This is a genomic window from Rhodanobacter ginsengisoli, from assembly GCF_042657065.1.
Taxonomy (GTDB): domain Bacteria; phylum Pseudomonadota; class Gammaproteobacteria; order Xanthomonadales; family Rhodanobacteraceae; genus Rhodanobacter; species Rhodanobacter ginsengisoli.
Genome location: NZ_JBHSNF010000001.1, coordinates 1105415 through 1126017 on the forward strand (window position 1 = coordinate 1105415; position 20603 = coordinate 1126017).

The following is a 20603-nucleotide window of genomic DNA, read 5'->3' on the forward strand; positions in this document are numbered from 1 at the left end:
CCCCGGTGCCGTGATCGTGATTGCTACGCTGTTGAAATGGATGGTGCCGTGGGAATTTTCGTGGGTATTCCTCGCGACGTTCCTGCTGATCGGCGTGCTGTACCTGCGCGGCAGTCGGCGGCTGCGTGTGAGCTTCAGTCGCCAGCTGGCGTTCTGGAGCGGCATGGCAATCATCTACCTGTCGCTGCACACCTACCTGGATTACTACGCCGAGCATGAGTTCTTCATGCACCGCCTGCAGCAGCTGCTGCTGCACCATCTGGCGCCACTGCTGATCGTGATCGCCTATCCGGCGGCGGCGCTGCGTGCCGGCTTGCCGTTGAGATGGCGGCTGCGGCTGTTGCGACCGCTGCAGCGCTCATGGCCATGGCGGGCGGTCAGCGGCGTGCTGCTGCAGCCCGCGGTGGCGACCACGCTGTTCGTCGTGTTCGTGCTGATCTGGCTGATTCCCGACCTGCAGACGCTGGCGATGCTGGACTGGCGGGTCTATCGCTTCATGAACTGGACGATGCTGATCAGCGGGTTTGCCTACTGGGCGCTGGTGCTCGACCATCGGCCGCATCCGCCGGGCCGGATGGTCGCGGGCCTGCGGGTGTTGTCGCCGGCGATCACCATGACGCCGCAGATTCTCGCGGGCGCCATCGTCACCTTTTCGCGGACCGACCTCTATCCGATTTTCGAGATCTGCGGCCGGGCGTTCACCTTCAACGTGCTGACCGGGCAGATGGTCGGTGGCCTGATCACCTGGGTGCCGGCGGCGCTGGTCGAATCGATCGGCGGGCTGATCGCGCTGCGCCAGTGGTTGCGCCTGTCGCGCAATGGCCGGTTGCCGCGCAGTCCGGGTAGACCACCGGCGATCGTCGCCAGCACTCCCGACTGATTCCCGTTCCTAGTCGCCGGCATCCAGCGCGTTGGCCGGGCGTGCGATGAAATCGGCGGGCAGGGTGCTGCCATCGCTGAACTTCAGCGTCAGCCGGACCGTATCGCCGGGCTTCACCGGGGTGGCGGCCTGCATCAGCATCAGGTGATATCCCGCCGGCGCCAGCACGGCCTTGCCATGCGCGGGCACAGTCAGTGAATCGACCATGGTCATGCGGCTCATGCCGCCCTCCACGGCGCTGTGGTGCAGCATCACCCGGGCGTAGATGCTGCTGCTGGCGCCGCTCAGGGCGACCGGCTGGTCGGCCTGGTTTTCCAGCGTGACATAGGCGCCGGCCGGCAAGTCGCCGGGCAGTACGCGGATCCAGGCGTGACTGGCCCGCACATGATCGGCGGCGCTGGCATGCACGCCGCCGGCAAGCAGCAGGCCCGCCAGCAGGGAAAAGGCGAGGGATGGTTTCATGCTCCGTCTCCGTTGCCGAGCAGCAGATGCAGGTCGTGCACGAGGTCGTCCTGCGAGTCGGCCGGCGTGGACAGCACGCGCGGATGGCCGTCGCGATCGAAAACGTAGATCGCCGAACTGTGGCTGACCTCGTAGTTGCCGTCGCTGCTGGCCGGTTCGCGGGTGAACGCCGAGCGATAGCGCTTGACCAGGGTTTCGATCGTGCGCGCGTTGCCGGTCAGGCCGACTGCACGCGAATCGAATGCGTTGACGTAGGCGTGAAGCACCGGGGGTGTGTCGCGGGTGGGGTCGACGCTGACGAACAGGATACGCGCGCCATCGGCCAGCTTGCCCAGCCGCTGCATCACCACGTGCAGATGCGCCAGGGTCAGCGGGCAGACGTCCGGACAATGCGTATAGCCGAAATACAGCAGGACCACCTTGCCCCGATAGTCCGCGGCCGACACCGTCCGGCCCTGGTCGTCGGTGAGGTGGAATTCGAGCGCCGGCATGTGGCCGCTGACATTGGTCAACCGGAACGGCAGCGGGGCGGTGCGCTGGCAGCCACCGAGCAGCAGGCCGAGGCCGAGCAGCAGCGCAGCGGAGAAAAGAAGGGAGCGGGACTTCATGCGAGAATCCGGGGTGATCATCCAATCAAGCATACGACACCGGTTGCGGCCGCGCGTTCGTCGACCCGGGAATCTGCTCATGCTGCGACAAACTGTCCGTAACGGCAGCGCTCTGCTGGTCGGCACCGCCGGAGCGAGCGCCGTGCTGCTGGGCGCATTCGGCGCGCATGCGCTGCGCGCGGTGTTCGACGCGCGCAGCCAGGAGCTGTGGCATACCGCAGTGAGCTATCACGTCTGGCATGCACTGGCGCTGGCGCTGGCGGTCGGACTGGGGCGCGGCCGCAGCGGGCGACTGGCGGTTGCCGCGTTTACCGGCGGCATCGTGCTGTTCAGTGGCAGCCTGTACGCGCTGGCGCTGGGTGCACCGCACTGGGTCGGGGTCATCACGCCATTCGGTGGATTGGCCTTCGTCGTCGGCTGGATTGCGCTTGGACTGTCGCTGCGCTCCCCGACCGACTGAGCACTGCACGGCAACGGCGACGTCATCCGCCTGTCATGCGGCGGGCCCAGCATGCACGCATGAACATCACGGCGAACATGCGGATACCGTCCTGGCTGCCGGCACTGGGCCTGGTGGCGATTGCCTTCGCTGGCGTGGCGCTGATCCGTGCACCGCAGAGCACCAGCGCGGCCTCGCCATCGTTCAATGCGCTGGTGCATTGGCGCGATCGTGGCCACGACTGGCTGGTAGTTGCCGATGGCCCGGCCGATCAGCTGGTCGTCTACAACGCCGTCGACGGACATCCGCTGCGCCGGCTCAAGGTCGCGCATGGTCTGCAGGATGTCGATGCGCTGGTGCAGCGCGACGGCCAGCTGTTCGTGGTCGACGATGACGGCGAGCTGGACGAACTCAGGTTGCCGCAGCTGCAGGTCGCCTCGGCAAGCCATCCCTGAGGCCGGGGCGGGCGGCAGGGCCAGACACCCGAACCGGGCAGGGGCACGTCACGGTCGCACCGTCGGACCGGGATGTTCGACACGACGCGCCAGCATCAATGCCCGTCGTCGACCGGTGGATCGGCTTTGCTGCCGGCGGGCTTCAGCCGACCGGCCTTGCGTAGTGCCTCGCGCAGCACGTATTCGATCTGTGCGTTGACGCTGCGCAGCTCATCGTCGGACCAGCGCTGCATGGCCTCCAGCACGGCGGCATTGATGCGCAGCGGATAGGCTTTTTTTTCGGTGGCCATGCTGCCGTCAGTGTAGCTGGCGCCGCCGCGCTGCCGTGCGTGCGGCGGCGCGGCGGGCGACGAGGACGAGGTATGCGGTCGTCATGCGCGGACTCCCGATCAGTTGTACAGCGTACCGGTGTTCACTACCGGCTGGGTGCCACGTTCGCCGCACAGCACCACCAGCAGGTTGCTGACCATCGCGGCCTTGCGTTCTTCGTCGAGCTGCACCACGCCGCGCCTGCTCAGTTGTTCCAGTGCCATCTCGACCATGCTGACCGCGCCCTCGACGATACGCGTGCGGGCCGCGATGATCGCGCCGGCCTGCTGCCGCTGCAGCATGGCCTGGGCGATTTCCTGGGCATAGGCGAGATGGCTGATGCGGGCCTCGATCACGCCCACGCCGGCCTTGCCCAGGCGGGTCTGGATCTCGTCGCGCAGATGCGAGTTGATCACGTCGCCGTGGCTGCGCAGCGAGGGCTTGCCGTCGTCGTGGGCGTCGTAGGGATAGCTCTGTGCCATCTGCCGCAGGGCCGACTCGGTCTGGATGTGCACATAGTTTTCGTAGTCGTCGACGCAGAACACCGCTTCGGCGGTATCCAACACCTGCCACACCACCACGGCGGCGATCTCGATCGGGTTGCCGTCGTTGTCGTTGACCTTCAGCTTGCCGCTCTCGAAGTTGCGCACGCGCAACGAGATGCGCCGCTTGCTGTAGAACGGATTGGTCCAGCGCAGGCCTTCCACCCGTGCGGTACCGGCGTACTTGCCGAACAGCTGCAGTACCTGGCCTTCGTTCGGCGCGACCTGGAAGAAACCCTTGAGCATGAAGGCGGTGATCACCTCCAGCGCGAGGCCGGCGACCACGCCGATCGCCTGCTGCGCCGGGGCGGAGACCAGTACCGCGAAAGTGGCAATGGCGAACAGCACGATGCAGACGCCGACAAACGGAATGCCGGCCAGCGAAAAGCCCTTGTGTTCGTTCATGGATCGATCCTCCCTTGAGTGTCCAGAATTAGATATCAAAATGATATCTATATCAAGATATTTGGCGACCGCTGCCCATGCCGTCCCGTGTCCGCCTGGCGCCGGTCACTGCCGGGCCCGGGCCCTTACAATGCGGGTTTGCCCCAGGAGCCTGCCCATGAAGCCGTTTGGTACTCCCCATTCCGATCACGCGTTGCGCGTCCTGCTGCTGGGCGCCGGCGAACTGGGCAAGGAAGTGGCGATCGAGTTGCAGCGCTATGCGGTGGAGGTGATCGCGGTGGATCGCTATGCCAATGCGCCGGCGATGCAGGTTGCCCACCGCAGTCATGTGATCGACATGCTCAATGGCAAGGCGCTGCGTGCCGTGATCGAGCTGGAAAAGCCCGACCTGGTGGTGCCGGAGATCGAGGCGATCCACACCGATACCCTGATCGACCTGGAAAAGGAGGGGCAACGGGTGGTCCCCACGGCGCGCGCGACCTGGCTCACGATGGATCGCGAAGGCATCCGCCGCCTGGCCGCGGAGGAGCTGGGTCTGCCGACCTCGCCTTACCGCTTCTGCGATGACGAGTCCGAGTATCGCGAGGCGGTCGCCGCGATCGGCTACCCGTTCGTGATCAAGCCGGTGATGAGTTCCTCCGGCAAGGGCCAGAGCGTGGTGCGCACGCCCGCTGAGCTGAATCACGCGTGGGAGTACGCGCAATCCGGTGGCCGTGCCGGTCAGGGCCGGGTGATCGTCGAGGGTTTCGTGGAGTTCGATTACGAGATCACCCTGCTGACGGTACGGCATACGGGCGGGGTCAGTTTCTGCGCGCCGATCGGCCATCGCCAGGAGGAGGGCGACTATCGTGAATCGTGGCAGCCGCAACCGATGAGCCCGCTGGCGCTGGCCGATGCGCAACGCCAGGCGGCCGCGGTGACCGGGGCGCTGGGTGGCTGGGGGGTGTTCGGCGTGGAGTTCTTCGTCACGGGCGACAGCGTGATCTTTTCCGAGGTCAGCCCGCGCCCGCACGACACCGGGCTGGTCACCCTGATCTCGCAGGACCTGTCCGAATTCGCGCTGCATGCGCGGGCGATCCTCGGCCTGCCGATTCCGGTGATTCATCAGTTCGGGCCCTCGGCGTCGTGCGCGGTACTGGTCGAGGGCAACGGCAGCGGGCCGCGTTACCACGGCGTGGCCGAGGCACTGGCCGAGCCGGGTACGCAGCTGCGCCTGTTCGGCAAGCCCACGGTCAGCGGTCGCCGGCGCATGGCGGTGACCCTGGCACGGGCCGATACGCTGGAGGCGGCGATCGGCAAGGCGGTGCGCGCGAAAGAGCACCTGCGCATCGAATTGTAATCACGGCCGATGGCCGGATGCGATGCGATAGGCTGGCCTGGCTTCCGCCGGGCGCGGGGGTATGCGGCGGCTGCGCCGTCATTCGGATTCGATCGGGTAGGGAACAATCATGCAATCAACCGGATTCGCGCATTGGCTGGTGGTGCTGGTGGAAACCGGCGTGGCCTTCGCCCTGCTGCTGCTCGCCCTGGTCGTGATGGTGGTGCTGGTGACCTGGGTAGTCGACCGCAACCAGACCACCAATGCGGTGCTGCGCAACTTCCCGGTGATCGGGCATTTCCGCTACTGGTTCCTGCACCTGGGCGAATTCTTCCGCCAGTACCTGTACTCCAGTGATCGCGAGGAGCTGCCGTTCAACCGGGCCCAGCGCGTATGGGTCTACCGGGCCGCGAAGAACGCGGAGAACACCAATGCGTTCGGATCCACCCGCGACCTGCGCAAGGAGGGCGTGCCGTTCTTCGTCAACGCGCCGTTTCCCGCGCTGGGCGACCACCATGTCGAACCGAAGCCGGTGCGCATCGGCCCCTATGCGCGCGAGCCGTACGACCATGCCGCCTTCTTCAACATCTCGGCGATGAGCTTCGGCGCGCTGTCGGCACCGGCGGTGCGGGCGCTGTCGATCGGCGCCGCCCGGGCCGGGATCTGGATGGACACCGGCGAGGGTGGGTTGGCACCGTACCATCTCGAGGGCGGTTGCGACATCGTGTTCGAGATCGGCACCGCCAAGTACGGCGTGCGCACGCCCGACGGCCGGCTCGACGACGACAAGCTGCAGGCGATCTGTGCGTACAAGCAGGTGAAGATGGTCAGCATCAAGCTGGGTCAGGGCGCCAAGCCGGGCATGGGCGGCCTGTTGCCGGGCGTGAAGGTGACCGCCGAGATCGCCGCGATCCGCGGCATTCCGGTCGGCGAGGACTCGCAGAGTCCGAACCGGCACCTGGACATCGCCAACGTGAGCGAGTTGATGGACGCGATCGCGCATATCCGCGAGCTCACCGGCAAGCCGGTCGGCTTCAAGGCGGTGTTCGGCGGGATGGCGTGGATCGAGCAACTGTGCGACGAAGTCGCCCGGCGCGGGATCGAGAGCGCACCGGACTTCATCATCGTCGACGGCTCCGAAGGCGGCACCGGTGCCGCGCCGCAGACCCTGATGGAAGGCGTCGGCCTGCCGCTGCACGAGGCGCTGCCGGAGCTGGTCAACACGCTGATCAGCAGGGGCCTGCGCCAGCGCATCAAGGTGATCGGTTCGGGCAAGTTGATCACTGCCTATGACGTGGCGCGCGCCCTGTCGACCGGAGCGGACTTCGTCAACTCGGCGCGCGGCTTCATGCTGTCGCTGGGCTGCATCCAGTCGCTGCAGTGCAACCGCAACACCTGCCCCACCGGCATCACCACGCAGAACCCGAAGCTGCAGCGCGGCCTGGTGGTCACCGACAAGAGCGAGAAGGTCTACCACTATGCGACCAACGTGATGCATGAGGTGGGCATCATCGCGCACAGCTGCGGAGTCGATGACCCGCGCCAGCTCGACCGCAGCCATTGCCGGGTGGTCGGCGACGATGGTGTCTCGATCCCGCTGGAGCAATTGTTTCCGTATCCGCCGGCGGCCGACGCCGGGACGTGAGTCGCCGCGCGGACCGGTGCGAGCAGGAGCGAGCGCCAGCTACGGCATCGCCTGCCAGCCCTCCGCCGTGCGGATCTGCAGCGGCCTGAAGCGCCGCTTGTAATCCATCTTCGGATGGCTCTCGATCCAGAAGCCCAGGTACAGCCAGGGCATGCCGCGGCGGCGGGCCAGTTCGACCTGCTGCAGGATCGCGTAGGTGCCCAGGCTGCGTGCGCTTTCGTCCGGGTCGAAGAACGTATAGACGGCTGACATACCGTTCGCGCAGACGTCGGTGACGGCGACCGCGAGCAGCCGTTCGCCCGCGCGCAGCTCGATGAACAGCGTGGGGCTCCACGGTGCGGTGAGGAAGCGGCGGAAGTCGCTGGCCTCCGCATCGTCCATGCCGCCGCCGGCATGCCGGCTCTGCAGGTAACGTTCGTACAGCGCGTGACGCTCGCGGTTGTAGCCGGGGATGCATTCAGTGACGACGAGGTCGGCGTTGCGCTTCAGGCAACGCCGTTGGGCCCGGTCCGGCTGGAAATGCTCGACGTCGATGCGGCAGGGCGTGCAGGCATGGCATTGCGGGCAGTGCGGGAAATACAGATGGCCACCGGCGCGGCGAAAGCCGCGTTCCAGTGCCGGGCCATACAACTGGTCAAGCTGGGGCGCGGCCGGGTCGAGCACCAGGTTCTGCGCGGTGCGGCCGGGGTAATAGCCGCACGCGTGGGGCAGGGTCTGGAACAGGCGGACTTGGTCGGAACGGCGCATGCCCCGATTCTATGCCGGCCCGAGGGCGCTGCACCATCGCCGCGGCCGCTCAGATCACATGCAGGTAGCGCAGCATCTGGACGGTGAACACGACCAGCACCGCCAGCAGCAGGATCCGGCGCACGCGCGCCGCGGTGCGCAGGCGCCGATCCTCCGGCGATGGATTGCGCGCGGCCGCCAGTTCGGCGGCGTGGCGGATCACCGGCTCGATGCCGATGTCGCGCAGCAGGGCGCGGGCCGCGGTGTAGTCGTCGGCGCGGGTGATCCACACCTGCGGCCAGCTGGCCTGGTCGTCCCGCCGCTGCATGTAGCTGAACCGCTGCCAGGTCGGGCGGTTGTAGTTGGACCGATTGGTCACGGTGGCCTCGATGCCGTGTTCCGCCAGCAGGGCGACCACGGCATCGATGTTTTCCTGGCGGGGCGAGGTGTAGATCTGGCGCATGCGTGCAGTTTACGCGATCGGTCGTTCAGCCGTTGCGTACGCGGATCAATCCTTCCTGCGCGGTGGAGGCCACCAGCCGGCCGTCGCGGCTGAAGATCTGCCCGCGCGCCAGTCCGCGTCCGCCCTGGGCGGTCGGGCTGTCGAACGAATACAGCAGCCATTCGTCGACGCGGAACGGGCGATGGAACCACAGTGCGTGGTCGAGGCTGGCCATCTGCACGTTGCGCGTCATGTAGGAAATGCCGTGCGGCAGGGTGGCGGTGCCGATCAGGTGGAAATCCGAGGCGTAGGCGAGCAGGGCGCGATGCAGGATCGCCGCGTCGTCGATCGGTGCGGTGAGGCGGAACCAGATGTGCTGGATCGGAGGCCGCTTGACCGGGTGCATGTCATCGCGCGGCCACACCTGGCGGAATTCGAACGGACCGTCGATGCCCAGCCAGCGCTGCAGCTTCACCGGCAACCGCGCCAGTTCCTCGGGCGGCAGGTGACGCATCGGTTCCAGGTCTTCCGGCAGCGGTACTTCCGGCATCGTGGTCTGGTGTTCGACCCCCTGCTCGGGTTCCTGGAAGGAGATCGAGCCGTTGAGGATCGGCTGGCCGTGCTGGATCGCCACCACCCGGCGCGAGGAGAAGCTGCCGCCGTCGCGGGTCCGCTCCACGCTGTACACGATCGGTGCCTCGATGTCGCCGGCACGCAGGAAATACGCATGCAGCGAGTGCGCCTCGCGCATCGGATCGACCGTCTGCTGTGCCGCGGCCAGCGCCTGACCCAGGACCTGGCCGCCGAACACGAAACGGGTGCCGATGTCGCGACTCTGGCCGCGGAACAGGTTGTCTTCCAGCCGCTCGAGCTGCAGCAACTCGACCAGTTCGGTCACGTGGTTGGGGGACATCGGGCGGGCTCGTTGCGGCGGTGGAAGGCGCGATTATAGTGGCCTCGGCCCGCCGGGTATTCAGCGGGCGCCGATCCGGGTCAGGCCGCTGCCCTGCAGGACCCGGTCCCAGGGGAACATCGGGCCGGGGTCGAGCTTGCGGCGGATCTGCCGCGCGGGATCGTCGCTGGCCGGCATCAGCGCGGTGTCCAGGTCCTCGTGGCCGGCGATCTGCCGCAGGCTGGGGAAATCGCTGCACAACCGGGCCAGCAGCGCGCGCAGCGCGTCGATCTGGGCGGCGGGATAGGGCTCGGTCATCTGCTGCTGGCGCGAATCCCACCAGTGCGGGTAGCGGCCGAGGTTGACCAGCTCGATGCCGATCGAGTTCGGGTTGTGCCCGCGTACATGGTTCGCCACGCGAGTGCCCGGCACATAGCGGCATACCGCACCGTCGCGGTCGATGTAGTAGTGACCGCTGTTGCCGGTGCCGCCGGGGTGCAGCACCTTCTCGCCATAGTCGCGCGCGGTGGCGAGATCCGGCAGTTCGGTGCAGTGGATCACCACCAGCTCGACGGCGTCGGCGGCGCGTTCGGGCAACAGCTCGACGTAGGGCAGCGGCTGGTCGTGAATGATCGGGTTCATGGATGGCAGTTTCGCATGGGCCGGGCCGCCCGGAAACGCCGCCTGTTACCATGCCCGCCTTGCATTCTGCAGTTTTCATGGAGACCGCCATGCGCGGCCAGATCATTCTTTCGCACGGTTCGGATTCCAGTCCGGACGCGACCAAGGTCAGCATGCTGGCCGCACTGGCCGAATCGCTGGGCTGGCGCACGCAACGGCCGGACTACGCCGCCGACGACGCGCGTGGCCATGCCGGCTCGGTGGCGCCGCGCATCGCCCGCCTGCGCGCCACGGTCGAGGCGCTGGATGCACCGCCGCTGCTGGTCGGTTCGAGCATGGGTGCATTCGTGTCCGGGCTGGTCTCGCTGGATGTGCCGGTGGCCGGCCTGTTGCTGCTGGCCACGCCGTGCGAGATCCCCGGTTACACCCGGGCATTCGACCTGCGCGAGGGAGTGCCGACGCTGTTGATCCACGGCTGGCGCGACGAGGTGTGTCCGCTGGCGGGGGTGCATGCATTCGCTGCCCGGCGGCGGTTGCCGTTGCTGATGCTGGATGACGACCATCGCCTGGGTGCGAGCATGGACGCGATCGCCGCCGAGTTCCTGCGGATGCTGGATCAGCTGGCGGATGCCGCATGAGCCACTACTTCGCGACCTGCCCCAAGGGCCTGGAATACCTGCTGCGCGACGAACTGATCGGGCTCGGCGCCAGCGACGTGCGCGAGGCACTGGCCGGCGCGCATTTCTCCGGTTCGCTGGAAACCGCGTACCGGGCCTGTCTGTGGTCGCGCCTGGCCAGCCGCATCCTGCTGCCGCTGGCCGAGTTCGATGCGGCCGACGACGATGCGCTGTACCGCGGCGTGCAGGATATCGACTGGAGCCAGCACCTGGCCGCGCATGCCACCTTCGCGGTGGATGCGGGCACGGCGATGAGCAAGCTGACCCACAGCCAGTTCATCGGCCTGCGCACCAAGGATGCGGTGGTCGACCAGTTCCGCCAGCGCGACGGCAACCGCCCCGGCATCGACACCGACGAGCCGGACATCCGCATCAACGTGCGCCTGCGCCGCGATCGGGCCACCCTGTCGCTGGATCTGGCCGGCTCGCCGTTGCACCGCCGTGGCTGGCGCGAAGTGCAGGGCGAGGCGCCGCTGAAGGAGAACCTGGCCGCCGCGATGCTGCTGCGCGCACGCTGGCCGGAGGTGTATGCCGCCGGCGGCGCGCTGCTCGATCCGATGTGCGGCTCCGGCACGCTGCTGATCGAAGGCGCGCTGATGGCCGCCGATGTGGCACCGGGCCTGCGCCGCGAGTATTTCGGCTTCCTCGGCTGGCAGCAGCACGACATCGCGTTGTGGCGCGGCTTGCTGGACGAGGCGAAGCAACGCGCCGACACCGGCCTGCGCGCACTGCGCAGCGTGTTTTTCGGCAGCGATGCCGATCCGCGCATGGTACAGACGGCCAAACGCAACGCGCAGGAAGCGGGCGTGGCCGGCTTCTTCACCCTGGACAAGCAGGACGTCGCCCATGCCGCGCCGCCGCCGGGCATCGACTACGGCCTGGTCATCACCAATCCGCCCTACGGCGAACGACTGGGTGAACGCGCCGAGATGCCGAAGCTGTATCGCCTGCTGGGCGATACGCTGCGGGCGCGTTTCAGCGGCTGGCGCGCCGCCGTGCTGGCCGGCGACGTCGAGCTGGGTCGTGCCATGCAACTGCACGCGGACAAGCGCTACGTGCTGTACAACGGCGCGCTGGAAACCATCCTGCTGACGTTCGACCTGGGCAAGCGCGACGAGGCGCCACGCGAACCGAAGCCCTTGTCGGCCGGTGCGCAGATGTTGAAGAACCGGCTCGAGAAGAACCTCAGGCACCTGCGCAAGCGGCTGACCCGCGAAGGCATCCATTGCTGGCGTGCCTACGATCAGGACCTGCCCGAATACGCTGCCGCAATCGATGTCTATGGCGATACCAGCGGCAACGATCACCTGCACATCCAGGAATACCGCGCACCGGCCGACGTGCCGGCCGACGTCGCCCGCCTGCGCCTGCGCGAAATTGCCCGCGTCGCCGGCGAGGTGCTCGGCGTGCCGCGCGAGCGGATCGCGATCAAGACCCGCGAACGCGGCAAGGGCGGTTCCAAGTACGGCCAGCTCGACCAGCGCAACGAGTTCATCGAGGTGGAGGAGGACGGCCTGAAATTCCTGGTCAACCTCACCGACTATCTGGATACCGGGCTGTTCCTCGACCACCGGCTGGTACGCGCGAAAGTGCGCGAGCTGGCGGACGGGAAATGCTTCCTCAACCTGTTTGCCTACACCGCCACCGCCAGCGTGCATGCGGCGGCGGGCGGTGCGCTGGAAACCACCAGCGTGGACCTGTCCGCCACCTACCTGGAATGGGCCTCGCGCAATCTCGCGCTGAACGGCTTCAGCGGTTCCAGCCATCGGCTGATGCAGTTCGACGCGCTGGAGTTCCTGCAGCGCGATCGCGGGCACTACGGCCTGATCTTCGTCGACCCGCCGACCTTCTCCAATTCCAAGCGCGCCGACGACTTCGATGTGCAGCGTGACCACGTGAAGCTGCTCGATGCCTGCAACGAACGGCTGACCCGCGATGGCGTGATCGTGTTCTCGAACAATTTCCGCCGCTTCAAGCTCGATCGTGCGGAACTGGAGCAGCGCTACGAAATCGAGGATTGGACCGCACCCAGCATCCCGTTCGACTTCGCCCGCCGTGCCGATATCCACGGTTGCTGGCTGCTGCGCCGCCGCAAGCCGGACCCCGGAATCAACCCGTGGGACAGCGCCCGCATCAAAAAATGAACCCTTCAGTGCACATTAAGCGGGGCGGGACGAGGATTGATCCCGACAAAGGAGGAGCGTCATGACCAAGCGTTTCAGCAACAAGAGCAAGTTTCTGGCCCTCGGCCTTGCGATGACGGCGGCCGTGGCGATGCCAGTGAGTGCCTCGGCGCATGGCTGGGGCGGTCATGGCCATCACGGCGGCGGCGGCTATCACGGCGGTTACCACGGTGGTTACTACGGTCACGGTGGCGGTCACTGGAGTGGTGGTCGCTGGATCGCCGGGGCGATCGTCACCGGTGCGGTGATCGGTCTGGTCAGCGATGCGCTGCGTCCGGAGCCGGTCTACTACGGTCCGCCGGTGGTCTATTCGCCGTCGCGCACGGTGATCTACGAGGATGGTCCCCCGGTGGTGGAGCGTCGAGTGGTGACGCGTACCGTGGTCTACCGCGATGGTTATCCCAGCCGCTATGTGCGGGACGACGGCTACCGCTACGACGATGACGACGGCGACTGATCGCAGGCATCGTTGCCGAACAACAGAAAGCCCGGCCCAGGCCGGGCTTTCTCGTTTCATGCCGCCGCACGACGACGGGAGCGTTGTGCCATCCACCGCTGCCTCGGGCCCATCGCCTTCGATCCGTGGATCGTCGGATGTGTCCGACAGAGTGGTGCGGGTGCCGGCGCGCAGCGCCGCTGCCATCTGCCGGTCATCAGCCGATTACGAGAAGTGAACGGCTGCTGCGGCATCCTTGCCCGCATGTTTTTTGACGGCTTACACTGCCAGGACAAACCCCCAGTAGCCGTTGGGGTGAACGTACGAGGGAACCGACCATGACGATCTGGACATCGTCCGTACCGGCAGGCGCGGCGACGCGATTCCCGCAGGTGCGGCAGCGGACCATGGAACTGTGTGCCGACCTCAGCGCCGAGGATATGTTGCTGCAGTCGATGCCCGACGCCAGTCCCGGCAAATGGCACCTGGCGCATACCAGCTGGTTCTTCGAGCAGTTCGTGCTGGGGCGCGACCCGAGCTACCGGCCGCGCGACCCGGCCTGGCATTACCTGTTCAATTCCTACTACCAGTCCGTCGGGCCGATGCATGCACGGCCGCGGCGCGGCCTGTTGTCGCGGCCCTCGCTGGACGAAGTGCGCGATTACCGGCGCTACATCGACGACGCGGTCGGTGAGCTGCTTGAGCGTGACGGGGACCCGGAGCTGGCCGATCTGGTCGAGCTGGGCCTGCAGCACGAGCAGCAGCACCAGGAACTGCTGCTGACCGATATCAAGCACGCGTTCTGGTGCAATCCCTTGCGGCCGGCGTACCGTGCTCCCCTGGCCGGGCCGGCAGTCACGAAGGCGGTGCCGTTGCAGTTCGTCGATGGTCGCGAGGGCATCGTCGAGATCGGTCACCGTGGCGAGGGCTTTGCGTTCGACAACGAAACCCCGCGCCACCGCACGCTGCTGCATCCGCATGCACTGGCCAACCGACTGGTCAGCAATGCCGAATACCTGGCCTTCGTGCGCGAGGGTGGTTACCGCGAGCCCGGCCTGTGGCTGTCCGACGGCTGGGCCACCGTGCAGAGCGAAGGCTGGCAGCATCCGCTGTACTGGCAGGACGACCTGGCCAGCGAGTTCACGCTCGCCGGCGTGCGCGAGCTCGATCCGCACGAGCCGGTCTGCCACCTGAGCTACTACGAAGCCGAGGCGTTCGCGCGCTGGGCCGGTGCGCGACTGCCGACCGAGGCCGAATGGGAGTCGGCGGCGCATGGCGTGCCGATCGACGGCAACCTGCAGGACGAACGGCGTTTCCAGCCGCGCGCGGCGACCGACGGCAACGGTCTGCTGCAGCTGTACGGCGACGTGTGGGAGTGGACCGCCTCGCCGTATGTCAGCTATCCGGGGTTTCGTCCGCTGCCGGGTTCGCTGGGCGAATACAACGGCAAGTTCATGTGCGGCCAGTGGGTCCTGCGTGGCGGCTCCTGCGTCACCCCGCGCGATCACCTGCGCGACAGCTACCGCAATTTTTTTCCTCCACACGCCCGCTGGCAGTTTGCCGGGCTACGACTGGGACAGGATCGATGAGCAGCATGCAACCCTGCGGTGTCAGCGACGACGATCGTCGCCCGCCACTGAACGAAGTGCTCGAGGTCGCCCAGCACGGACTCGCGCTGAAGCCCAAGCGACTGCCATCGTGGCTGTTCTACGACGAACAGGGTTCGGCCCTGTTCGAGCAGATCTGCGAACAGCCGGAGTACTACCTCACGCGCTGCGAGATCGCCCTGATGGACGAGCACGCCGGCAGCATTGCCGATGTGCTGGGCAGCGACGTGCGGCTGGTCGAATACGGCAGCGGCAGCGGCTTGAAGACCCGCATGCTGCTGCGGCATCTGCACCGGCCGGTGTCCTATGTCCCGGTGGAAATTTCGCCCGAACCGCTGCGCCAGAGCGTTGCGCGGCTGGCGCAGGAGTTTCCGTCGTTGCCGCTGCAGCCGCTGTGTGCGGATTTCAGCAAGCCGTTGCGATTGCCGATCCCGCCGCGCGCACCGCGGCACACGGTGCTGTACTTCCCCGGTTCCACCATCGGCAATTTCGAGAATCACGATGCCGCGGTGCTGTTGCGCAAGATGCGCAACGAGATGGGCGATGCCGGCGGCATCCTGATCGGGGTGGATCTGAAAAAGGATCCGGCGCTGATCGAGGCGGCCTACAACGATCGTGCCGGCGTCACCGCCGCGTTCACCCTCAACATGCTGGCTCGTCTCAATCGCGAGATCGGCAGCAATTTCGAGCTGTCGGGATTCGCCCACCGTGCGCACTACAACCCGATGGCCGGCCGCATCGAGACGCATATTGTCAGTCGCCACGAGCAGCAGGTGAAGGTCGGGCGCAACAACGTGAGCTTCCGCGCGGACGAGGCGATCCACGTCGAATACAGCTGCAAGTACTCGCTGGAGGATTTCGCCGCGCTGGCGGCCCGGGCCGGACTGGCAGTGCAGCACGTCTGGACTGACCCGGAGCGGATGTTCAGCGTGCAGTTTCTGGTGCGCACCAGCACGGTGGCGTGCTAGCCGGGCGACGGCATGCCGCAGAGCGGGAAGCTTTCCCGCCCTGCGTTTCCCTCGACCTTATCGGGTGCCGTACAGGGCACGGACGTCACGGGTCAGCTGTGCCTGGCTGTCCGGTCGCGCGTAGAACATGTGCCCGCCGGGATAGTTCTTGACCTGCACGCGGGAAGCATCGCCCATCGCCGGCATCTGGTCGACGATCAGCACCGAGGCCATGAACGGACAGGACAGGTCGTCCCAGCCATGCGCGATCAGCACGCGCAGGTTGGAGTCGTTGGCCACCGCCTCGCGCAACTCGGCGACCGAGCCCCGGTTGGCGTCGTCGTCCTGGTGCCACAGCTTGTTCACCGCATAGCTCAGCGCGTTGTAGCGGGCATCGATCTTCCAGCCCACGGTGCGGGTCACGAAGTTGACCATCGCGCTGGTGGTCGGCGCGATGATGCCGTTGAGGATCGGGTCGCCGGTCTGCTGGCGCGGCGCATACGGGAACGGGTCCCATGCGGTGACGTTGGAGTCGTAGCGACTGCCGAGCCGACCCTCGGCGCGATAGACCTCACGCAGGTAGGCCTGGGTTTCCAGCCGACCGCCGGAGCGCTTCACGAACAGCGGGTCGAGGCCGGTCAGTTCGGTCACCTTGTCGATCATCGCCGTGGTGGCGGCAGGATCGGAACGCCCCTTCAGCAAGGTCTGCGCATAGGTGGTGCGGGTGTACTGGATGATCGGCGCCATCGCCTCGGCGCTGAGCTTGTGCTCACGCTCCAGGTGGGCGGCGGCGATCGACGGCAGGGTCAGCATCCACGGCAGCGGCGACACGTTGTCGTCGTCGGAGGCGGACGGATCCAGATACGGCGACAGCAGTACCACGCCGTTCATCGCCACGCCGAGCTGGGTCTGCAGATAATCGGTGATGCGCGGGCCGCGGAAACCGCCGTAGCTTTCGCCGACCAGATACTTGCGCGAGGTCATCCGGCCGTTCTTGACCAGCCAGTCGTAGACGATCCGCGAGAGGTACTTGATGTCGCTGTCGGTGCTGTAGAAGTCCTTGGTGGCCTGCTTGTCATCCACCAGTGCGCGGCTGAAGCCGGTGCCGATCGGGTCGATGAACACCAGGTCGGTGAAGCCCAGCCAGGTACCGGGATTGTCATGCAGGGTGGCCGGCGCCGACGGGCTGTCGCCGTCGGTGCCGAAGTTCACCTTCTTCGGGCCGATCGCGCCGAGGTTGAGGTAGACCGACGAGGCGCCCGGGCCGCCGTTCAGCGCGAAGGTCACCGGCCGGTCCTTGCCGTCCATGGTGTAGGCGGTGAACACCACTTCGCCGGTCGCGGTGCCCTTTTCATCGCGCACCGGCAGCGAGCCCACGGTGACGGTGTACTTCAGTGTCCTGCCGTCCACCGTGGTGGTCTGCGTGACGTGCGCATCCGCCGGCAACGGCGGCAGATGGAAGCCATTGCTGCTGGTGGCATCCTGGCTGGCTGCCGGCTTGTGGCTGTCGGCCGCGATCGTCGAGGTGGTGAATCCGGCCAGCACCAGGGCGGCCAGCAGGGCGGTTTGCAGGGGCTTGCGCACGGATCTTTCCTCACGGACGAAAGGTCCAAGACTAACTCCCGGCGGTGCTCCCGGGAGTGTGCTTAAAGGCATGGGTGCCTGCCGTGGGGCACGCCCGGCCCGTCGGCGAGTTCAGCGCTGCGCCAGTGCCCCGTCCACGAACTGCTGCAGTTGCGCCGCATTGAGCGCCCCCGCCTGTCGGGCGATCTCGCGGCCCTGCCGCAGCACCAGCAGGGTGGGAATGCTGCGGATGCCGAAGCGCTGGGCGAGTTGCGGCTGTGCCTCGGTATCCACCTTGGCCAGCCGCAGGCGTGGCTCGAGCCGGCGGGCGGCCTCGTTGAACACCGGCGCGAAGCCGACGCACGGACCGCACCACGGCGCCCAGAAGTCCACCAGCACCGGCAGGTCGCCACGACCGGCCACGGCATCGAAGTTCGCCGCGGTCAGCTGCACCGGATGCCCGTCGAACAGCGCCTGTTTGCAGCGGCCGCAGCTGGGCTGTTCGCCGACGCGTTCGGACGGCACGCGGTTGAGCGCGCCGCAATGCGGGCAGGGAATGGCCAGTGGCGTGCTCATGATCGACTCCGCGGCAGGGACATGCCACGGAAGTGGAGGCGGCGATCAGGGAAGCAAGTGCTCCGCCGCCGGTCTGGCTCAACCGTGGCGGCGGATCGATGCCTCGGCCGTGGCAGGAGCCATTCGCCCGATCCATTGCTCGAAGGCCCGCGTGAAGCGCTGCAACGCCTGGGCGCCGGCGTCATCGATCAGCGTGCCGTGCCCGTCGAAGTGCGCGGCGGCGTTGGCCATGAACAGCGTGGGCGTCGGCATCACCAGCGCACCACAGGTATGCAGCACCTGGCGCAGGCTCGCCTGTGCCAGGCGGGTGCCCCACGGGCCGGCACTGGCGCCGAGCACGGCCACCGGCTTGTCGACCAGCACCTCGCCCAGCGGGCTCTCGCGCGAGAGCCAGTCCAGCGCGTTCTTCAGCACGCCGGGGAGGGAATGGTTGTATTCGGGCGTGGCGATGACCAGGCCGTCCGCCGCCACCAGCGCCGCACGCAGCGCCTGCACGCCGGCCGGGCCGGCGGGATCGTGCTGTTCCAGGTCCTCGTCGAACAGCGGGACGGCGGCGAGGTCGGTGTACACGGTCAGTGCAAGCGTCGAGGGTGCCTGGTCGATCGCCGCGTGCAGCAGGCGACGGTTCCAGGAATCGCGCCGCAGGCTGCCGGCGAGGCACAGCACGCGGCGAACGGGGGCGAGGGGCAGAGCGATCATCGGCAGTATCTCCAGGGTGGACGAGGGTCAGTGTTCGATCAGCAGCAGCCCGGCGCTCGCGATCAGCAGCGCGCCCATGCCTGCGTCGACGCGGCGCCGGACCCGCGGCCGCGCCAACGCACGCGACAGCAACGTGCCGAGCGCGGCCCACAGCAGCAGGCAGGTCGCGGGGATCACCGTGAACAGCGCCGCCAGCGGCAGGTAGCCGCGCCATCCCGTGGCCGGCACGCTCGCAAGTGCGGTCAGCACCATCACCCAGCTTTTCGGGTTGAGGAACTGGAATCCGATCAGCCCCGGCAGGCCGGCCGGCAATGCGCCTGCGCCGGACGTTGCATGAGCGGGAGCGGGCCGGAGGCTGCCGGCGAGCAAGGACGTGCCGAGCCAGCCCAGATACGAGGCGCCGATGGTTCCGATCCACCATCGCAGCGACGGCTGCGCGATGAAAACCGTCGTCGTGCCCAGCGCCGTCAGCAGCAGCAACAACAGGCCACCGAGCACGATGCCGACGATCGCCGGCAATGCGCCGCGCAATCCGGCGCGGCTGGCCGTGCGCAGCACCACCAGGTTGTTCGGTCCCGGCGTCAGCGCGGCGACCCACAGCATGCCGGTCAGCGGGAGCAGTGGATCGAGCATCGGTATCTCCTCGGCAATGGTCGAATGGGAGCATCGGATGCCAGGCGCGAAATGGCTGGCATGTCTGTCAGCTTAGGCGTGAAGAGTGGTCCATCGCGGGCAATTTATGGTCTAGTATTCCGACCATGAACGAGTTGCCGTTGAATGCGCTGCGTGCGTTTGCGCTGGTCTATGCGCATGGAGGTGTGCGGGCCGCCGCACGCGAGCTGGGCATGGCGCATTCCTCGGTGAGCCGACACCTGGGCGAACTGAGTCGCTGGCTCGGAGTGCCCCTGCTGCACACCGCGGCAGGCCGGGGCGCGCTGGTCTTCACGCCGCAGGGCGAGGCGCTGGGGCACGCCACGCTGGCCGGCCTGCAGGCGATCGGGCAGGCGGTGGCCGCATTGCGCGAGACCCGGCCGGCGCATGCGGTGATCCTGTCCACCTCGCCTTCGTTCGCGATCCGCTGGCTGTTGCCGCGGCTGCCGCAGCTGGAACAGGCGCATCCGAAGATCGAGCTGTCGGTGCTGGTGGATCAGAAACTGGACGCACTCGACGACGGCCGCATCGATCTGGCCCTGCGCATGGGCCGTGGCCCGTGGCCCGGGCTGCACAGCGAGGCACTGATGGACGATGCGCTGTATCCGGTGATGAGCCCCGCGCTGTGGCAGGCGTCCGGACGTCCGTCGAAACCGTTGCAGCTGGCGGGCCTGCGCCTGCTGCACGATCGCGATCCGCAGGCCGCGTGGGAACTCTGGCGACAGTTGCACGGGCCGGCGAAGCTCGCGCTGCAGGGCGGCGCGCGTTACGCCTCCTCCGACCTGGTGTTGCGCGCCGCCGCGCTGGGGCAGGGCGTGGCGCTGGCGCGGCACTGGCTGGCGGCTGACGACGTGGCCGCCGGCAGCCTGGTACGACCGTGCGGCGAACTCAGCGTGCCGCTCGGTCCGTCGTACTGGATCGTGCGGCCGCCCGCGCCACCGCGTCCGGCGGTCGCCGCGGTGATCGACTGGCTGCGCTGGCAGGCCGCGGGGCGCGGCCCAGCCGCCGCGCCGACGAAAGCCCGGGCGCGGGCGTAGCGATGTCGCCGGTTTCGCCAGCCGCTCGGAGCATGACCGTCGCGGGGCAACTGCTCGGCGCCTTGTGGACTTCGCCGAACACGCTCTGCGGTCTGCTCGCCGGAGCCGTCGGCCTCGCCTTCGGCGCACGCGTGTGCTGGCGTCGTCGCGATCTCGCCGTGGTCTTCCAGCGCATGCCGTGGGGCGCCGGGGCGCTGACCCTGGGCAACGTGATCCTGCACACCGGCGTGGACCTCGACATACCGTGCCTCACCTACGCGCATCGCAGCGGGCGCGGCATCGAGGCGCCGATCCGGCTCGCCGATCACGAGCGTGCGCATGTCTATCAATACATGCTGCTCGGTCCGCTGTTCCTGCCGGTCTATCTGCTGTGCGGCGGCATCAGCGTGCGCAATCCGTTCGAGCGCGCCGCCGATCGCTACGCCCGCTGCGGGCGTGGCTGGTGGCCGGGTCGCGGCTGACCGGATACGGTCGGCGGACCGC

The 20603-nt window shown here is 67.5% G+C and carries 24 protein-coding genes; 12 read left to right on the plus strand and 12 right to left on the minus strand.

The features are described from left to right. Window positions 1-16 precede the first annotated feature (16 nt). Complete coding sequence (locus ACFPPA_RS04875; protein WP_377317802.1) at window positions 17-880, plus strand: cytochrome c oxidase assembly protein; 864 nt, start codon at window positions 17-19, stop codon at window positions 878-880. 9 nt (window positions 881-889) lie between these two features. Here the strand turns inward: ACFPPA_RS04875 and ACFPPA_RS04880 are convergent, their stop codons facing one another. Both ACFPPA_RS04880 and ACFPPA_RS04885 read right to left on the minus strand, forming a co-directional pair. After that, the gene (locus tag ACFPPA_RS04880) at window positions 890-1342 is read right to left on the minus strand and encodes a copper chaperone PCu(A)C (protein WP_377317804.1); all 453 of its coding nucleotides are present in this window, start codon (window positions 1340-1342) and stop codon (window positions 890-892) included. Continuing rightward, the gene (locus tag ACFPPA_RS04885; RefSeq protein ID WP_377317806.1) at window positions 1339-1950 is read right to left on the minus strand and encodes an SCO family protein; all 612 of its coding nucleotides are present in this window, start codon (window positions 1948-1950) and stop codon (window positions 1339-1341) included. The genes ACFPPA_RS04880 and ACFPPA_RS04885 overlap by 4 nt, the downstream gene beginning before the upstream one ends. A gap of 79 nt (window positions 1951-2029) precedes the next feature. On the opposite strand from ACFPPA_RS04885, the gene ACFPPA_RS04890 reads away from it, so the two are divergent. Beyond that, a complete protein-coding gene (locus tag ACFPPA_RS04890) occupies window positions 2030-2410 on the plus strand; it encodes a DUF423 domain-containing protein (protein ID WP_377317808.1) in 381 nt (126 codons plus the stop codon). A 59-nt stretch (window positions 2411-2469) separates the two neighbouring features. Then, entirely contained in the window at window positions 2470-2844 is a 375-nt protein-coding gene (locus ACFPPA_RS04895) for a YncE family protein (protein ID WP_377317810.1), read from the plus strand. Between the two features lie 95 nt (window positions 2845-2939). Here the strand turns inward: ACFPPA_RS04895 and ACFPPA_RS04900 are convergent, their stop codons facing one another. Beyond that, window positions 2940-3134, minus strand: a complete 195-nt coding sequence (locus ACFPPA_RS04900; protein ID WP_377317812.1) for a type II toxin-antitoxin system antitoxin — start codon at window positions 3132-3134, stop codon at window positions 2940-2942. A gap of 99 nt (window positions 3135-3233) precedes the next feature. Then, the gene (locus tag ACFPPA_RS04905) at window positions 3234-4100 is read right to left on the minus strand and encodes an SPFH domain-containing protein (protein ID WP_377317814.1); all 867 of its coding nucleotides are present in this window, start codon (window positions 4098-4100) and stop codon (window positions 3234-3236) included. Between the two features lie 157 nt (window positions 4101-4257). Between ACFPPA_RS04905 and purT the strand changes: the two genes are divergently transcribed. Continuing rightward, complete coding sequence (purT, locus tag ACFPPA_RS04910; RefSeq protein WP_377317816.1) at window positions 4258-5439, plus strand: formate-dependent phosphoribosylglycinamide formyltransferase; 1182 nt, start codon at window positions 4258-4260, stop codon at window positions 5437-5439. A 109-nt stretch (window positions 5440-5548) separates the two neighbouring features. Continuing rightward, window positions 5549-7063 (plus strand): FMN-binding glutamate synthase family protein, encoded by a 1515-nt coding sequence (locus tag ACFPPA_RS04915; RefSeq protein ID WP_377317818.1) that lies wholly within the window; start codon window positions 5549-5551, stop codon window positions 7061-7063. A gap of 39 nt (window positions 7064-7102) precedes the next feature. Here ACFPPA_RS04915 and ACFPPA_RS04920 read toward each other — a convergent pair whose 3' ends face one another. From ACFPPA_RS04920 to ACFPPA_RS04935, 4 genes are read right to left on the minus strand one after another with little or no spacing between them, the layout of a single operon-like run. Continuing rightward, entirely contained in the window at window positions 7103-7810 is a 708-nt protein-coding gene (locus tag ACFPPA_RS04920; RefSeq protein ID WP_377317820.1) for an arginyltransferase, read from the minus strand. 49 nt (window positions 7811-7859) lie between these two features. Beyond that, on the minus strand, window positions 7860-8252 hold the full coding sequence (locus ACFPPA_RS04925) for a hypothetical protein (RefSeq protein ID WP_377317822.1): 393 nt from the start codon (window positions 8250-8252) through the stop codon (window positions 7860-7862). 25 nt (window positions 8253-8277) lie between these two features. After that, on the minus strand, window positions 8278-9144 hold the full coding sequence (gene tesB / locus ACFPPA_RS04930; protein WP_377317824.1) for an acyl-CoA thioesterase II: 867 nt from the start codon (window positions 9142-9144) through the stop codon (window positions 8278-8280). A gap of 60 nt (window positions 9145-9204) precedes the next feature. Then, entirely contained in the window at window positions 9205-9765 is a 561-nt protein-coding gene (locus tag ACFPPA_RS04935) for an N-acetylmuramoyl-L-alanine amidase (protein WP_377317826.1), read from the minus strand. An 89-nt stretch (window positions 9766-9854) separates the two neighbouring features. On the opposite strand from ACFPPA_RS04935, the gene ACFPPA_RS04940 reads away from it, so the two are divergent. From ACFPPA_RS04940 to egtD, 5 genes are all read left to right on the plus strand, one after another. Continuing rightward, window positions 9855-10382, plus strand: coding sequence for an alpha/beta hydrolase (locus ACFPPA_RS04940; RefSeq protein ID WP_377317828.1), 528 nt, complete (start codon window positions 9855-9857; stop codon window positions 10380-10382). Then, window positions 10379-12565 carry a bifunctional 23S rRNA (guanine(2069)-N(7))-methyltransferase RlmK/23S rRNA (guanine(2445)-N(2))-methyltransferase RlmL gene (gene rlmKL / locus ACFPPA_RS04945; protein WP_377317830.1) on the plus strand — a complete coding sequence of 729 codons (2187 nt, stop codon included), beginning with the start codon at window positions 10379-10381 and terminating at the stop codon, window positions 12563-12565. The genes ACFPPA_RS04940 and rlmKL overlap by 4 nt, the downstream gene beginning before the upstream one ends. Window positions 12566-12626: 61 nt before the next feature. Beyond that, entirely contained in the window at window positions 12627-13061 is a 435-nt protein-coding gene (locus tag ACFPPA_RS04950; protein ID WP_377317832.1) for a hypothetical protein, read from the plus strand. Window positions 13062-13378: 317 nt separating this feature from the next. Then, window positions 13379-14629 (plus strand): ergothioneine biosynthesis protein EgtB, encoded by a 1251-nt coding sequence (gene egtB, locus ACFPPA_RS04955; protein ID WP_377317834.1) that lies wholly within the window; start codon window positions 13379-13381, stop codon window positions 14627-14629. Continuing rightward, on the plus strand, window positions 14626-15615 hold the full coding sequence (gene egtD / locus ACFPPA_RS04960) for an L-histidine N(alpha)-methyltransferase (protein ID WP_377317836.1): 990 nt from the start codon (window positions 14626-14628) through the stop codon (window positions 15613-15615). The genes egtB and egtD overlap by 4 nt, the downstream gene beginning before the upstream one ends. A 57-nt stretch (window positions 15616-15672) precedes the next feature. Here the strand turns inward: egtD and ACFPPA_RS04965 are convergent, their stop codons facing one another. From ACFPPA_RS04965 to ACFPPA_RS04980, 4 genes are all read right to left on the minus strand, one after another. Then, window positions 15673-17178 carry a S10 family peptidase gene (locus ACFPPA_RS04965; protein WP_377317838.1) on the minus strand — a complete coding sequence of 502 codons (1506 nt, stop codon included), beginning with the start codon at window positions 17176-17178 and terminating at the stop codon, window positions 15673-15675. 111 nt (window positions 17179-17289) lie between these two features. Further along, window positions 17290-17733 carry a thioredoxin TrxC gene (trxC, locus tag ACFPPA_RS04970; protein ID WP_377317840.1) on the minus strand — a complete coding sequence of 148 codons (444 nt, stop codon included), beginning with the start codon at window positions 17731-17733 and terminating at the stop codon, window positions 17290-17292. 78 nt (window positions 17734-17811) lie between these two features. Then, on the minus strand, window positions 17812-18432 hold the full coding sequence (locus tag ACFPPA_RS04975) for an NADPH-dependent FMN reductase (protein WP_377317842.1): 621 nt from the start codon (window positions 18430-18432) through the stop codon (window positions 17812-17814). Window positions 18433-18459: 27 nt separating this feature from the next. Further along, complete coding sequence (locus ACFPPA_RS04980) at window positions 18460-19065, minus strand: LysE family translocator (RefSeq protein ID WP_377317844.1); 606 nt, start codon at window positions 19063-19065, stop codon at window positions 18460-18462. A gap of 125 nt (window positions 19066-19190) precedes the next feature. Between ACFPPA_RS04980 and ACFPPA_RS04985 the strand changes: the two genes are divergently transcribed. Together ACFPPA_RS04985 and ACFPPA_RS04990 are read left to right on the plus strand one after the other, a co-directional pair. After that, entirely contained in the window at window positions 19191-20120 is a 930-nt protein-coding gene (locus ACFPPA_RS04985; protein WP_377317846.1) for a LysR substrate-binding domain-containing protein, read from the plus strand. Between the two features lie 32 nt (window positions 20121-20152). Continuing rightward, the gene (locus ACFPPA_RS04990; protein WP_377317848.1) at window positions 20153-20581 is read left to right on the plus strand and encodes a hypothetical protein; all 429 of its coding nucleotides are present in this window, start codon (window positions 20153-20155) and stop codon (window positions 20579-20581) included. Window positions 20582-20603: the final 22 nt, after the last annotated feature.